Below are 14564 nucleotides of genomic sequence, written 5' to 3' on the forward strand. Positions count from 1 at the left end.
AGGCGTACGCGGCGCAAGCCGGCGACGTGGTCGAGGCACGCCTTCCACCCAAGGAGCCTCGATGAATCGCAGAACGACCACGGCCGGGACCGTCCTGGCCATGCTCGCCGGCTTGGCGATCGGCGCGGCCGGACCCACGGCCGCCGCCGACCCGTCCCCTCCCCCCGCCAACTCCCAGGCACTCGCGGTATCCGCCGCCGACCGGGCGGCCGCCGGCGGCCTGGACAGTCTTGCCAAGGGGCCCGACGAGCAGTACGAACGCCAGGTCGTGACCCCGTGGGTCGACGACCTGTACTCGGTCGCGTACCAGCGCACCTACCGCGGCCTCCCGGTCGTCGGCGGGGACGCCGTGGTACTGGCCGACGGAAAGGGCCGGGTGCGGGCGACCCAGTCCTCCACCGCAACGCGGGTATCGGTCACCACCCAGCCGACCATCACGGCCGGCGCCGCCGAGAGCACCTCCAAGGCGCAGCTCCCGGTCGTGGACAGGGTCGACTCGCACCGCCTGGTGGTCCGGGTCAAGGACGACAGGAGCGCGTTGGCCTGGGAGACCGTGCTGGTCGGTCGTACCGCGAGCGCGCCCAGCAGGTTGCACGTGTTCGTCGACGCGGGCACCGGAGCGGTGCTGGACAGCTACGACGACGTGCGCGCCGGCAGCGGAAACAGTCAGTGGAACGGGCCCAATCCGCTCGCCATCGACACCACCGGCTCGGGAAGTTCGTTCTCCCTGCGCGACCCGAACCGTCCCGGCCTGTCCTGTGCGGACTACGGCACCGGTCAGGTCTTCACGAAGTCCACCGACTCGTGGGGCAACGGGCAGGCCACCAGCAAGGAGACGAGCTGCGTCGACGCCATGTGGGGCGCGCAGAAGGAATGGAACATGCTCCGCGACTGGCTCGGTCGCAACGGGCACAACGGCAACGGCGGCAGCTGGCCGATCAAGGTCGGCCTGAACGAACTCAACGCCTACTGGGACGGCTCCTCCGTCACCATCGGCCACAACCAGGCCAACCAGTGGATCTCGTCGATGGACGTCATCGGCCACGAATTCGGCCACGGCATCGACCAGTTCACCCCCGGCGGCGCGGGCAGCGAGGCCGGACTCGGCGAGGGCACCGGCGACATCTTCGGCGCGCTCACCGAGGCCTACACCAACGAGCCCTCCCCCTACGACGTCCCCGACTACACCGTCGGCGAGACCGTCAACCTGGTCGGCCAGGGCCCGATCCGCTACATGTACAAGCCCTCCACCAACGGCGACCCCGACTGCTACAGCTCCTCCATCCCGAGCACCGAGGTCCACAAGGCCGCCGGCCCGCTCAACCACTGGTTCTACCTCCTCGCCGAGGGCACCACCCCCGGCGGCGGCAAGCCCAACAGCCCCACCTGCAACAACACCACCCTCACCGGGGTCGGCATCCAACAGGCCGGCAAGATCTTCTACGGCGGCATGCTGCTCAAGACCAGCGGCATGACCTACAAGAAATACCGCACCACCACCCTGACCTCGGCCAAGACCCTCGACCCCACCTGCGCCCTGTTCAACAAGACCAAGGCCGCCTGGGACGCCGTCAGCCTGCCGGCGCAGCCGAACGACCCCACCTGCAACGTGAGTCCGGGTCCCGACTTCTCCATCGCGATCAGCCCGACCAGCGGCAGCGTGGCGCCCGGTGGCACCGCGACCACGACGGTGACGACCAGCGTGACCCAGGGCGCGGCGCAGAACATCACCCTGTCGGCGGGTCCGCTGCCGTCCGGCGTGACCGCGTCGTTCAACCCGGCGACCGTGCAGGCCGGTGGCACCTCGGTGTTGACCCTGTCGGCGAGCGCCTCGGCACCATCGAGCACCACCGCGATCACCGTGACGGGTACGGGTACCAGCGTCACGCACACCGCGCAGTACAACCTGACCGTGTCCAGCGGACCCACCAACCCGAGTGACCCGCCGGACATCAGCGTCGCCAACGTGCAGGCGCACCTGTCCCAGCTCGGCACGATCGCCTCGCAGAACGGCGGCAACCGCCGCTCGGGCACCGGCGGTTACACCGCGTCGCTGGCGTACGTCAAGGGCAAGCTCCAGGCGGCCGGGTACACCGTCTCCGAGCAGACCTGCACCTCGTGCACCTACCGCGCCAACAACCTGATCGCCGACTGGCCGGGCGGCCCCGCCGACTCGACCGTCATGTTCGGCGCCCACCTCGACGGCGTCTCCGCCGGACCCGGCATCAACGACAACGGCTCCGGCTCCGCCACCCTCCTGGAGAACGCCCTCGCGCTCGCCCAGGCCAACCCCAGCCTCACCAAGCATGTGCGCTTCGGCTGGTGGGCGGGCGAGGAACAGGGCCTGCAGGGCTCGCAGTTCTACGTCAGCCAACTCACCTCCGCCCAGCGCAGCGCGATCAAGGGCTACTACAACTTCGACATGGTCGGCTCGCGCAACGCCGGCTACTTCATCAACAACATCAACTCCACCACCGCCGCACCGCTGAAGGCGTACTGGGACACGCTGAACCTGCGTCCCGAGGAGAACGTCGAGGGCCAGGGCCGTTCCGACGACTACTCCTTCCAGCAGGGCGGCATCCCCACCTCCGGCTACGCGGCGGGCGCCAGTGCCACCAAGACCTCGGCGCAGGCCACGAAGTGGGGCGGCCAGGCCGGAGCCTCGTACGACTCCTGCTACCACTCCGCGTGTGACACCACCGCCAACGTCGACGCCACGGTGCTCAACCGCAGCGCCGACGGTGTCGCCTACACCATCTGGAAGACGGCGGTCGGCGGCACCACGCCCGGGCCCGACTTCTCCATCACGGCCGTCCCGGCCGCCGGCACCATCCAGGTCGGCAGCCAGGGCACCACGACGGTGAGCACGGCCACCACGAGCGGCGCGGCGCAGACCGTGTCCCTCACCTCGAGCGGGGCCCCGAGCGGCGTGGGTGTGACCATCAACCCGACGTCCGTGCAGTCCGGTTCCTCCGCCACCGTGACCATCGCGGTCGCGGCCGGCACCACCCCCGGTACCTACCCGATCACCATCACCGGCACCGGGTCGGTCGTGCACTCGACCACGTACACGCTGACCGTCGGCGACGGCCCCAGCGGCTGCACCGCGCCCGCGTGGAACGCGAACACGGTCTACACCAACGGCAGCGTGGTCTCGTACAACGGCCACACCTACCGTGCCAAGTGGTGGACCCAGGGTGAGGTTCCCGGGACCACCGGGCAGTGGGGAGTGTGGGTCGACCTCGGCGCCTGCTGAGCGAGTCCGCACCTGATCTTCCCCGTTTGTGATGCCCGGTAGGCCGCGGTTCGGCCTACCGGGCATCACACCGTTCGTGCATCACACTGTTCGGGCGGGTCGCCGTTCGCCGGCACGCCGTCCGGGCATCACCCCCGGCGGGCGGCACACCGTTCGGCCCGCCGCGGCCGGCGTCGGCGGGCGGTGGCAGGATGGTGCGATGCGCCCGAATCCGGATGATTGCCCCTGGCCGGTGGACGGCTCGTTGCCCGCCGACCTCGTCGCGACGAAGGCCCTGGTCTACGACCCGAACGGATTCGTGTGCTCGGCGCCGGTGCCCGAGCCGGAGAGCGCGGAGTACGGCGCCCACGTGTTCACCGTCGACGGCGTCGAGGTCCGCTTCCGGGTCGCCAAGACCACACCGACCAAGGTCGGCCAGTTCGTCACGCTGTGGCGGCGCTCGGCGGCCGGCCCGATCGAGCCCCTGGCCGCCGAGGACCCGGTCGAGTTGGTCGTGGTCGGCACCCGCCAGGGCGACCACTTCGGCCAGTTCGTCTTCCCCAAGGCCGTCCTGCGGGACCGGGGCATCCTGTCCACGCACGGAACCGGCGGCAAACGTGCCTTCCGCGTCTACCCGCCGTGGGTGACGACGACCAACCGCCAGGCCGACCGGACCCGAACCTGGCAACTCGAGCACTTCCTGGCGATCCCAGCGGACGCCCTGCCGGACCCGGACCGCTGCCGGGCGCTCTATCACCCACGGACACAGGCCGCGGGCTGACCGAACCTTCCATCGGGAGGCGGGTTGCGGGGGTTCGACGGTTCGGCTGCTTCGAGGTCAGGGGGCTCCTCCGCACGCGGCGCGGAGCCGTACCAGCGTCGTGCGCATGCCCGCGCGGTTGCGGGCGGCGCGTTGTGCGGGCGGCGTACCGGTGAAGACCAGTCCGAGCAATTCGGCGACCCGGCGGCGCCATCCGGTGCGCCGGTGGTCGCTCCAGTACTCGGTGATCAGCGTCCCGCCCTCCACCGCCGCGAAGCGATAGCCCCAGCGCGCGATCGGCAGGCCGAACGAGGCGACGTCGAACGCGAATTCCCGGCCGGGATCCGCGATCACCACCCGACACGTGGTGAACCAGACCCACGGCCCCCTGCGGTTGACGCCGACGAAGCGGCGCCCCTTCGTCCAGATCCGGATCACCTCCGGGCTCCAGTCCTTCATCCGCCGGACGTCCGCGACGACGGCGTACGCGGCGTCCGGTGCGAGGGCCACGGCCAGGGCTTCCTCGACGTCCCAGGTGCGCTCCTCCGTCATCGGTTCACCCGTCCCGGGGCGGGTCCGTCGGGGTGGACGTCCGGGACGACGGCGGGCGGTGTGGGCTCGTGAGGCTTCATGGGGGCCACGCTAACACCAAATACAACGCACCGTCGCGTTGCATTTCGCTGCTAGTCTCGTGCCATGAACCGCAACGAGCAGCGCACGACGGCGACCCGCACCGCAGGTCCGCGCAGGTCCCAGGAGATCTTCGACGCCACCCTGGACCTGCTCGCCACCAAGGGCTACGAGGGCTTGACCATCGAAGGCGTCGCCGACCGCTCCGGCGTCAACAAGACCACGATCTACCGCTGGTGGCCGTCCAAGGGCGCCCTCCTCGGCGCCGCGCTCACCGGCGCGGGTCGGCTCGACTTCCCCCTACCCGACACCGGCAGCCTCCGCGGCGACCTGATCGCCCTGATGAACGGCATCGTCGCGCTGCTCACCACGCCACCGACGTCCGACATCGCCGTGGCAACCCTGGGCGCGGTAACCCAGAGCCCCGAACTGGCGGACCACACCCGCGAGTTCTTCGCCGACCGCCTGACCCGCGAACAACCCCTCTTCGAACGCGCCGTCGCCCGAGGCGAACTCGCCCCCGACACCGACCCGATGCTCCTGACGGACCTCATCGCCGGCGCCGCCTGGCTACACCTCGTCTTCCGCCGCCTCCCCCTCGACAACCACTTCGTCACCACCACGATCGACGTCATCCTCAACGGCGCCACACTCCACACGACCCCCCGATAGCCCCACCGCCGCAACGCCCCCGCGCTCCTGCCCATCCACGGGACGGCCTCCTCGACCCGCTGGTGGGCGCGGTCGGGGCCTGCCGGTGGATCGCAGGAATGTTCCCGCCCTCGCTCTGCGTAGCATGTGACGATGCGGTCCTCCTCGGGTGTACATGGGGCGCCGGCTGCGTGGGACGTGGCACGTCCACGGCGGCCCAGCCGGATGTCAGGTGTCGACATGGCCGGGTTCGACGTCCCCGGCCCGCTCGCGGGTGGCTTGCGGGTGGTCCCGCACCCGGCCGTGATGCTGGTACTGGAGTTCGGGGCGGCACCGTCCGTCGTGGACGACGGCGCCGGGCGGCGGCATCGGGGAAGTGTCGTCGCCGGGCCCGGGTTCGGTTGCGGAGGCATGGTCCGGGCGTGGGGCTCAAGCGTCGCGTGCGTGCAGGTCCGCCTGTCTCCGCTGATGGCCCGCACGGTTCTGGACGTCGGCCCCGCCGACCTGGACGGCACGCTGGTGACCTTGGCGGACCTGTGGGGCCGGGAGGCCTCACGGGTTCGCGAACAACTGGCCGAAGTCCCGTCGTGGGAAGGCCGCTTCGCGTTGACGGAGGCGCTGCTCGCCCGCCGATACCAGGCGCGGTCGCGGGTGGATCCGGAAGTGGCCTGGGCCTGGCGCCGGATCGCGGCCTCCCGTGGCCGGGTGCGGATCGAGGGACTGGCGGCTGAACTGGGTTGGAGCCGCAAGCGCCTGTGGACCCGATTCCGGTCGCAGGTCGGCATGCCGCCCAAGCGTGCCGCGACGCTGGTCCGCTTCGACCATGCCGTCCACCGCCTGGTCGCGGGCGACACCGCGACCCGAGTCGCCGCCGACGGCGGCTACACCGATCAGTCCCACCTGCATCGCGATGTCGCGGCGTTCACCGGCCTGACCCCGACGACCGTGACCGCCGAGCCGTTTCTGACCATCGACGACGTCGCCTGGCCGACCTCACGCCCGGGGCCACCATCCCCGGACACCGCATCGGACGCCGACTGGAGCGCGGGCGCCTCCACCGCGTGACGCGGGTCGGCCGGCCCGGCCGACGAAGTGGGGCCGCCCCGTTTGCGTCGAGGAGCGGCCCCGCGCCGCGAATGCGCCCGCATCCGTGGGGGACAGGGTTCGCGCGTTTCGGCCTCGATCGACCGCACGGGCGTTCTCAGTCCGCGGGTACCGGTTCGGCCGGCCGGGCCGTGAAGAAGCGGACGATGTCTTCCGCCGCAGTGGGGGACAACATCATCGCCTGGACTCGGGCGGACATTTCGCCGATCGAGTGAATCCGGGGGAACATCGCCTCCTCGTACGTCCGGATCGCCGACTCCGGGTCGGCGGGGTCGGCGGCGAGTCGGCCGGCGAGTTCGGCGGCGTCGAGCATGGCCTGATTGGCGCCCTCGCCGACCGGCGGCATGAGATGCGCGGCGTCGCCGATGAGGGTGACGCCCGGCCGGCCGGCCCAGCGCGTACCGATGGGCATCGTTTCGATCAGGCGCGGCGTCGGCACGCCGTCGCCGGCCTCGATGAGTGCGGTCAGGCGTGGATCCCAGTCGGCGAACATGTCCAGCAGAGCGCGCTTGCCACGGAATGTGTCGATGGGGCGATCGTCCGCGCGCAGCGAGATCCCGACCCGTACGCTGCCGTCGCCGAGGCGTTGCGCCGCCAGGATCCGGTTCACGCCGACGCACCACAGGTTCCCGGGGCCGACCAGCTCGGCGAGATCGGGATGGCGCCGGTCGACGTCGTCGATGTTCAGCTCGACGAGGGTGGCCACGTAGGACAGTTGCGCGTCGGTCAGCAGCGACCGGACGACCGAGCGCGCGCCGTCCGCGCCGATGAGGATGTCGCAGTCCGTGCGGTGGCCGCCATGGAACGTCAGTTCCCAGCCTCCCCCGGGTCGCGGGGTCGCCGCGGCAAGCCGACGCCGCCAGACGACCGTGCCCTCGGGAAGGGAATCGAGCAGAAGATCACGCAGTGCCCTCCGGTCGATCTCGGGTCGTCCGGAGAACGAGCCGGGTTGCGGCACATGGTGGATCAGGGTCCGTCCGCTCGGATCGAGGATGCGATGTTCCTCGCCCTCGGGCCGCGCCTCCGACCGGAACCGGCCGGCGAGACCCGCATCGGCCAGTGCCTGTTGCCCGGACTCCGGGTGCAGGTCGAGCGAGCCGCCCTGAGGCCGCGCGGATCGGCTTGCCTCGCGCTCGTACACCACCGCCTCGATGCCGTGCCGATGCAGGATCCGTGCCAGCGTCAGCCCGCCAAGGCCGCCACCGGTGATCGCGATACGCATTCCCATCTCCTTACCGTACACTGTATTCATGGATACACCGTACGGTAGTAAAGCGTTGTCCGTTTGGGAACGGCCCGAACCTCAGCCGCGGGCGGCGCCGGTGCCGTTGAGCCGCGAGAAGATCGCCGCCGCCGCGATCCGGCTTGCCGACGCGGAAGGCCTCGACGGCCTGTCGGTTCGCAAGATCGCCAAAGAACTCGGCGTCGGTCCGATGCGGCTCTACGACTATGTGATCAACAGATCCGAACTCCTCGATCTGATGGTCGACGTCGTCTATGCCCGGATCGCCGAGGTCGGCCCGCACTCCGCGTGGCGCGCCACGGTACTGGCCATCGCCCACGCGACCCGCGAGGCCGCCCTTGACCATGAGTGGTTTTCCGACGTGCTCGGCGGACGGCCGCATTTGGGACCGCACGCGCTCGCCGTGGGCGAAGCGACCGCGGCGGCGCTGAGCCAGGCCCCCACCGTGCGCGACATCGACGATCTCCAGCGGGCTTTGGGCGCCCTCAACGGCTTCATCATCGGAGCGATCCGCAGAGAGGTCACCGAGCGACGCACCGCCCGTTCCACCGGCACCGACGAAGCCGCCTTTCAGGCCGGCCTCGGCCCCTACCTCACGCGCATGTTGAACACCGGCAAGTACCCCACGGTCGCCCGGCTCGTCATCGACGGCGCCCACCTGAGCCCCGAGGAAACCTTCAAACACAACCTGACCACCGTCTTGGACGGCATCACAGGCGGACCCCACACGTGACCACTGCGGCCGGCGGCCGACACGCCCGGTTCGTTTCTCGAACGCCGTCCATCACGCCCGCGGCCTGCGTTTGCCCCCCAACCGGCAATCACGGCGGATCGTATGCGGGACGAGGTCTTCCGTCAGCACGAGTCACGCAGGCTCCGGCCGTCGATGGCTGCCCAATTCGATGGCGCTCCGGGCCGGCGATACCGGCCACGTCGAACCCGTGCGCGGGTGTGAGACGACCTGCGCTCCGTCCGGCGCCACACTCAACGCGAACTCCGCCACGCCGGGGCGGCCTTGCCCGATCCACCACGTACGCGCACGGACGACCTCGTCCCATAGACGTCGCGGTCCGGATTGGTACACCTCATGCGCGGAACGCCCGTCGTCCCAGCAGTCGACGGATGCCCACGAGCTGACGGCCGCGTCGTAGACCCACATCGTGAAGCCGCCGTTCCAGGTCTCCCGCGACCACCAGACCCCGGGCAGTTGCACGCCCACCGCGAACTGCCCGGCCCACTCGTTCACCACGTCGGCGGGCGACACGGTCGATTCGGATCGGTCCGCGTCCGCCGGCCATGGGCTCGTGAGGTAGAGGTCGTGCGACGGGCGGAAGAAGCGCTGTCCGCGCGCCCTCATGAAGGCCGACTGCGCGACGAATCGACCTGTGGCCGAGCCGCGTTCGTCGACGCGCAGGCGGACGTGACCCGATCCGCCGAAGAGCGGGCACCACGGCACCACGATGACGCCGTCGGGCCTCGTGTGCGTCAACCAGGCCGGGGGGACGTCGTAGACCGCGCACGTCGCGATCACGCGGTCGAAGCGCTCCCCCGGCAGTTCGACCGTGCCGTCCCCGACGATCAGGCGCGGAGTCGACCCGGCACCGTCCAGATTGGCGGCGGCTTGCGCGGCGACGACCGGATCCACCTCGATGCTGGTCACCGCACTCGGCCCGAGCCGGGCCGCCAACAACGCGGCGTTCCAACCCGTGCCGGTGCCGATCTCCAGGATCCGGTGGCCATCTCGAACGTCCAGCGCCTGCAACATGCCGAACACGATGGTCGGCATCGAACTCGACGAGGACGAGCGCGCACCCGGGCGGTACGCCCGACCCGGGGTGTCGTCCCACTGAGTCGTCAACGGCGTGTCCCGGTAGGCCGCATCGAGCCACGCATCCTCGTCCAGGTCGCGGTCGTACGCGTGCTCCCGGTCGTCGTCCCGCCCATCGGACCCGATCGCCTCACCCCAAACCCGACCGGGCAGAAACAAATGCCGAGGCGCGGCCCGCAACGCCTTCTCCCACTCCACGGGAAGCACCCCCGCCGCCCGCAACCGGGCAACGAGGGTGTCCAATGTGGGTCGTTCAGCCATCACTTCGCCTTGGGCTGTTGGCCGTCGTGGGTGTCGCCGTCCCCGTCAGCGCGTGGAGGGGCGGTCACGCCTTCGCTCGGCGGGCGAATCAGCTCTTGAGCACCTCGGTCAGCCGGGCCCAGGAGGTATGGGGGACCGCGAAGGTGCCGACGGTGAGGTCCTTGCTGTCCCGCACGGAGACGGCCGACGCGGTCGGCGCGGCCTCAACGCAGTCACCCGCGTTGTTCGAGTACGTGCTCTTGCGCCACCGGAGAGCATTCGGGTCGACCATGTTCACGTTGTCCATCTCAGTCCAGTCCTCGCTCGATGTTGGCGATGAGTCCACGACTATCTTCCTGGCTCAACGCGTCACCAAGCAGGCTGTCGTGAAGCCGGTTCAGCCGCCTGAGATCTCGCGGGTCCGACTTCATTTGACTACCCGAAAGACTATGTACGAAGGCGACCTCCGGCTCCGGAGTCGCCTGGGGGTTCTGGGGATCCTCGTAGCTGAGGATGTTGAACGCGCTGGCCTGAGTACCGGCAGCCCCCGCGCGGAATGAGATGACACGGAGTGATACGTGGTCCAACTCGGTGAGCCTCAACAGGTGCACGAGTTGCTCACGGTGAACTTCCGGGCCTCCGACCTCGAATCGGAGCGCCGCTTCGGTGACCACTGCTTCGAGGGTGAGCAGGGGAGGTTCGTACAGCCGCTGTTGGCGCCTGGCCCGAACCGCTACCAGATCATCGACTTGATCGGGACCGAGCGAATAGAACCCGACTGCCGTGACGGCCCGCGAGTAGCCCGCAGCCTGTAGGTGCGCCGGAATGGTCACCGGATGGTAGTCACGCCTCCGTGTGGCGTCGGCCTCTCGTTCGATCACTGCCGCATAGTTCGTGGTGACGACGTCCCCGTACTCCTCCCACCACGGCGGGCTGGCATCCCAAACGTGTTGCGCCAACTCCCGGAGTTCTGCGGCTTCCTGGTCGCTGAGTTCGTAATGCTTGATGAGCCGATCAAGCACCTCTGGCTTGCAATTTCTGAGGCCGTTCTCAATCCGGGTCAGTTGCGACACGCTCAAGTTGACCTGTCGCCCGACGTTCGCGGCAGTCGCCCTGCCGCGCAGCCCGCGAAGTCGATCACCGAAGTCTCGCCTGGCTCTGAAGCCGCTGATACTGCTGCTCGCCATGGACCTTCCCTCCTCGTCGCGCACTGTCCGGCGCGTCGCAACACATCACGGACATGGGCCGAGCGTAGCGGGCGGAGGTACGTCACACTCGTCTTTGGCAATTGCCAGGCACTGGCTTGACGATTGCACGATGCGAGGAGCAGTCTCTATCCAGTCACCTTGTGCGTTCTCAAGATGACGCAACGCAGCAGGATTGCTGTGCCCTGGCCCTGTCAAGCAAGGGGAAGTACGCCATGGCCACGTCGCCGCTCGTGAACCGAATCGATCTGCCCTCTGGCCCCCAAGCAGCCCCGATAGCAAGGGAGTTCATCACGCGATCATTCGCCGACCGAGAGGCGGTCGAGGTGCGGGAGCTGTTGCGGCTCGCGGCGTCCGAACTGGTCGGGAATGCCGTTCGGCATGCCGGTGGGGCGCGGTCCATCTCGTGTTCGGCTGTCGGGGGCGCGATCGTGGTCGAAGTCGAGGACGGCGGTGGGCCGTTCGCGCTCGCGGTGGAGCCGCCGGGGGACGGCGAAGCATGTTCGGGGCGTGGGCTGTTTCTCGTCTGGGCGCTCGGGTGCGGCCTCGGATCGGGACCGGTTCGAGGGGGCGGTAAATGGGTCCGGGCCGAGGTCGTGACCGAACTCCCCGCACAGGCACCCGCGTTGGGGCGGCCGTTTGTTGTCGCTCGGCTCTGAGGAGTCGGATCCGACCGTCCGTCAATGCCTACCGATCCACCTCGGAGTCGCCATGTCCGAAAACCGGCCGTGTTCCACCGGCATCCACGTCCTATCACCCGATCGGGTGGTGGGCCTGCTCCGGAGCTTCGACGCCGCCCACGCCTTCCTGACCTGCCTCTCCCTCGCGGACATCCGCCTCCTCCCCGGCGTCCCGGGCGGCCACGCGACCGTGGCCTGGGAAGCGCCGGGCCGGCGCGTACCGCGCACGTTCGACATCGCCCGGAACCAGGCCGCCTGGCTGGAGCAAGTCCCCGAATATCTCGGCAGGATCGACGCGATCATGCACGTATCGCCGGTCGGATCCCACCGCGACGGAGACCTCGCCGTATCGCACCCGGACGGCGCCTCGGCGCTGTTCCGGAACTCGGGAGACCCCGACCCCGACACTCCCATGACGATCGCAGTGATCACCGACGGCAACGGCGACGGCGACGGCGACGGGTGCATCCAGGTCACCGATCGCGGCGTCTGGCACACCCTCCTGCCGCAGGACATGCAACTCGTGCCCATCGGCGCCAACCTCGGCACCTACCTGACCACCCTCGTGCCACCCGGCGAATCCCTGCCCTACCAATGGTGCGTGCGCGCCCTCCGCCACTACTGGATCGGCGCGGTCTTCGTGCTCAACCAGCGAACCGCCGTCTACTGCCCATGCGGGCGCGACACCATGCGGCACTATCCATCCTGGGAAAGCACCCACCCGATCCGGCCGTGACCGTCGGGGCTGTTCAGTCCTCGAAGCCGCGCTCGGCCAGGATCCGGTCGATCCGCGCGCGGTGCGCCGCCTCCCACTGCTCCAGGGTTTCGCCGGCCTCCTTGGCCAACTTCGCCCGTGCGTCCCGGAGTACGTCCTCGCCACGCGCACCGGGCACGATCACGACGCCCTCCTCGTCGGCCACCACGATGTCGCCGGCCTCCACCCACACGCCGCCGCACCGCACCCGCTGGTTGAACGGCTCGACGGCCGTCTTCGTACCCGGGATCGGGATGACGCCCCGGGCGAAGACGGGAAAGCCCATCTCCCGCACCTCCGCCAGATCCCGGATCACCCCGTCGGCCACGAACGCGGCGATCCCGCGCCGCCGCGCGACGGCGCACACATTGCCACCGGCCAACGCGTAGTCCACGTCCCCCGATTCGACCACCACGATCGAACCGGGCTCGGCCCGATGGATGGCCGCGTGCACCATCAGGTTGTCCCCCGGCGGACACCGCACGGTGAACGCCGGACCGGCCACGCGCGGCACCCCGGGCCACAACGGACGGATGCCGATGTCCATCACCTGCCCACGCCCGAGCAGGTCGGCAAGGGTGGTCGGGGGTACGTCAGCGAATCCGGCCACGTCACTCATATCCATCCTTCGTTCACCAGCACCCGGCGGCCCGACGCCGGCGCGGCGACCCCGACGACCAGCCGCCCCACCCACCGCCCACCCGCCCCGACGACAGCGAGGCTACCGAAGCCATTCCCCGCCCATCACGAGGAGCCGCCGGCGAATGCCTCACCCGGGACCACTCTTTCGAGTGGTGCAACCGCGCCGTTGCCGGCCGTGGGCCGCCCGATCGCTACAACAGGAATCGCTACAACACGAGCGGACCTGTCACGGCGACTCTGGGGCGACGCGATGATGCACACGGGAATCACGATGGGGCGACGGACGGCCGCGCTGCTGGTGACGGCGACGAGCGTGGGCGCGCTGCTGTTCGCCCCCACGACGAGCGCGGCGGCACCGGTCGGGCCCGCGGAGGGCACCGGCACGAGCGAGGCCGCCGCGCGCATCCCGCTCCGGGACGCGATCGCCGACCTGCGGGTGGCCGACGAGGACCGTTCCGGCTACGACCGAGCCGCGTTCCGGCACTGGGTCGACGCGGACAAGGACGGATGTACGACACGCGCCGAAGTACTGCTCGAGGAAGCCGTCCTCCCGCCCGAGATCGGCGCCAAGTGCGCGCTCACGGGCGGCCGTTGGTACTCGTACTACGAGGACGCCTACGTCGACGGCGGGGCCGGCCTGGACATCGACCACATGGTGCCGCTCGCGGAGGCGTGGGACTCGGGCGCGTCCGCGTGGACGCCGCAGCTGCGCGAGCAGTACGCCAACGACCTCGACCAGCCTCGGGCGTTGGTCGCGGTGACGGCCAAGTACAACCGTTCGAAGGCCGATCAGGACCCGGGCACGTGGCTGCCGCCGTACGAGGGCGCGCGGTGTACGTACCTGACCGACTGGGTGACCGTGAAGACCAAGTACGACCTGGCCGTCGACACCACCGAACTCGCGACGCTCCAGAAGCTGGGCGCGCAATGTCCCAACGTGCCGATCACGCCCGGGACGCGGTGAGGCGACCGGGCGGTACCGGCCGGCCCACGGCCCGCTCGGCCTCGAACGCCGGGCGGGCCGAAGTCACGTCGCCCCACCTACCGCTCCCGGTTGCGCCACCGTTCCATGACCCCCACGAACTCCACTTGCAGGAAGGCGAAGAAGTCCGCTGATTCCTGGGCTCGAACGCCCGCCGGCGTATCCGGGCCCAGGGACTGCGCACCCTCGCGCAGGACGACCTCGAAGCGGGACAACATCTTGTCCCGCTCGCCGTAGGTCTCGTACCAGAGTTCGTCGTGCAACCGGTAGCGGTCCCGCCGGGAACCGGGCTCGCGCTCGCGGTGCACCATCCGGACCTGGGACAGGTAGGCGATCGCCGACGACACGGCGGCCGGACTGATCCGCAGCGCGTCGGCCAGCTCGGCCGACGTCATGCTCGCCGAGTCGGCCGCGAGCAGCGCGGCGAACACGCGCGCGGCCATCCGCTGCATACCGGCGTCGGCCAATTCGCTCGCGAAGCGTTCGATGTACCGCGTCACCTCGGCCTCGTCCCGCACCGGCCCATCGTCCCGCATTCGCGTCACCTTCCGATCCGCTTCCAACGCGCTTCGGACCCGCCTCGGACCGGCCCCGCCGCAGTTCCACCACC

15 protein-coding genes are annotated in these 14564 nt (G+C 69.9%); 8 read left to right on the forward strand and 7 right to left on the reverse strand.

Annotated features, from left to right (window positions below):
- Positions 1-61 precede the first annotated feature (61 nt).
- Both OG948_RS06450 and OG948_RS06455 read left to right on the forward strand, forming a co-directional pair.
- Positions 62-3256 (forward strand): M28 family peptidase, encoded by a 3195-nt coding sequence (locus tag OG948_RS06450; protein WP_406294521.1) that lies wholly within the window; start codon positions 62-64, stop codon positions 3254-3256.
- Positions 3257-3455: 199 nt separating this feature from the next.
- A complete protein-coding gene (locus OG948_RS06455) occupies positions 3456-4016 on the forward strand; it encodes a MepB family protein (RefSeq protein ID WP_406294523.1) in 561 nt (186 codons plus the stop codon).
- A 57-nt stretch (positions 4017-4073) separates the two neighbouring features.
- On the opposite strand, the gene OG948_RS06460 is transcribed toward OG948_RS06455, so the two are convergent.
- Positions 4074-4547 (reverse strand): SRPBCC family protein, encoded by a 474-nt coding sequence (locus tag OG948_RS06460; protein WP_406294524.1) that lies wholly within the window; start codon positions 4545-4547, stop codon positions 4074-4076.
- 144 nt (positions 4548-4691) lie between these two features.
- On the opposite strand from OG948_RS06460, the gene OG948_RS06465 reads away from it, so the two are divergent.
- Positions 4692-5297 (forward strand): TetR/AcrR family transcriptional regulator, encoded by a 606-nt coding sequence (locus OG948_RS06465; protein ID WP_406294526.1) that lies wholly within the window; start codon positions 4692-4694, stop codon positions 5295-5297.
- Positions 5298-5501: 204 nt separating this feature from the next.
- Positions 5502-6341 carry a helix-turn-helix domain-containing protein gene (locus tag OG948_RS06470; protein ID WP_406294528.1) on the forward strand — a complete coding sequence of 280 codons (840 nt, stop codon included), beginning with the start codon at positions 5502-5504 and terminating at the stop codon, positions 6339-6341.
- 136 nt (positions 6342-6477) lie between these two features.
- Here OG948_RS06470 and OG948_RS06475 read toward each other — a convergent pair whose 3' ends face one another.
- Positions 6478-7602, reverse strand: a complete 1125-nt coding sequence (locus tag OG948_RS06475) for an FAD-dependent oxidoreductase (protein ID WP_406294530.1) — start codon at positions 7600-7602, stop codon at positions 6478-6480.
- 28 nt (positions 7603-7630) lie between these two features.
- Here OG948_RS06475 and OG948_RS06480 point away from each other — a divergent pair, with 28 nt between their 5' ends.
- Positions 7631-8356 (forward strand): TetR/AcrR family transcriptional regulator C-terminal domain-containing protein, encoded by a 726-nt coding sequence (locus tag OG948_RS06480; RefSeq protein ID WP_406294532.1) that lies wholly within the window; start codon positions 7631-7633, stop codon positions 8354-8356.
- A gap of 132 nt (positions 8357-8488) precedes the next feature.
- Here the strand turns inward: OG948_RS06480 and OG948_RS06485 are convergent, their stop codons facing one another.
- From OG948_RS06485 to OG948_RS06495, 3 genes are all read right to left on the reverse strand, one after another.
- The gene (locus OG948_RS06485) at positions 8489-9712 is read right to left on the reverse strand and encodes a methyltransferase domain-containing protein (protein ID WP_406294534.1); all 1224 of its coding nucleotides are present in this window, start codon (positions 9710-9712) and stop codon (positions 8489-8491) included.
- Between the two features lie 88 nt (positions 9713-9800).
- The gene (locus OG948_RS06490; RefSeq protein ID WP_406294535.1) at positions 9801-9998 is read right to left on the reverse strand and encodes a DUF397 domain-containing protein; all 198 of its coding nucleotides are present in this window, start codon (positions 9996-9998) and stop codon (positions 9801-9803) included.
- 1 nt (position 9999) lies between these two features.
- Entirely contained in the window at positions 10000-10878 is an 879-nt protein-coding gene (locus OG948_RS06495) for a helix-turn-helix domain-containing protein (protein WP_406294537.1), read from the reverse strand.
- 233 nt (positions 10879-11111) lie between these two features.
- Here OG948_RS06495 and OG948_RS06500 point away from each other — a divergent pair, with 233 nt between their 5' ends.
- Positions 11112-11555, forward strand: coding sequence for an ATP-binding protein (locus OG948_RS06500; RefSeq protein WP_406294538.1), 444 nt, complete (start codon positions 11112-11114; stop codon positions 11553-11555).
- A gap of 52 nt (positions 11556-11607) precedes the next feature.
- Positions 11608-12312: a hypothetical protein gene (locus tag OG948_RS06505; RefSeq protein ID WP_406294540.1), complete on the forward strand. Its 705-nt coding sequence runs from the start codon at positions 11608-11610 to the stop codon at positions 12310-12312.
- A gap of 13 nt (positions 12313-12325) precedes the next feature.
- On the opposite strand, the gene OG948_RS06510 is transcribed toward OG948_RS06505, so the two are convergent.
- Complete coding sequence (locus OG948_RS06510) at positions 12326-12949, reverse strand: RraA family protein (RefSeq protein WP_406294542.1); 624 nt, start codon at positions 12947-12949, stop codon at positions 12326-12328.
- A 294-nt stretch (positions 12950-13243) separates the two neighbouring features.
- Here OG948_RS06510 and OG948_RS06515 point away from each other — a divergent pair, with 294 nt between their 5' ends.
- The gene (locus tag OG948_RS06515; RefSeq protein WP_406294544.1) at positions 13244-13936 is read left to right on the forward strand and encodes an HNH endonuclease family protein; all 693 of its coding nucleotides are present in this window, start codon (positions 13244-13246) and stop codon (positions 13934-13936) included.
- A gap of 77 nt (positions 13937-14013) precedes the next feature.
- On the opposite strand, the gene OG948_RS06520 is transcribed toward OG948_RS06515, so the two are convergent.
- A complete protein-coding gene (locus OG948_RS06520) occupies positions 14014-14490 on the reverse strand; it encodes a GbsR/MarR family transcriptional regulator (protein WP_406294545.1) in 477 nt (158 codons plus the stop codon).
- Positions 14491-14564 lie beyond the last annotated feature (74 nt).

Source organism: Embleya sp. NBC_00888, assembly GCF_045207655.1.
GTDB lineage: Bacteria > Actinomycetota > Actinomycetes > Streptomycetales > Streptomycetaceae > Embleya.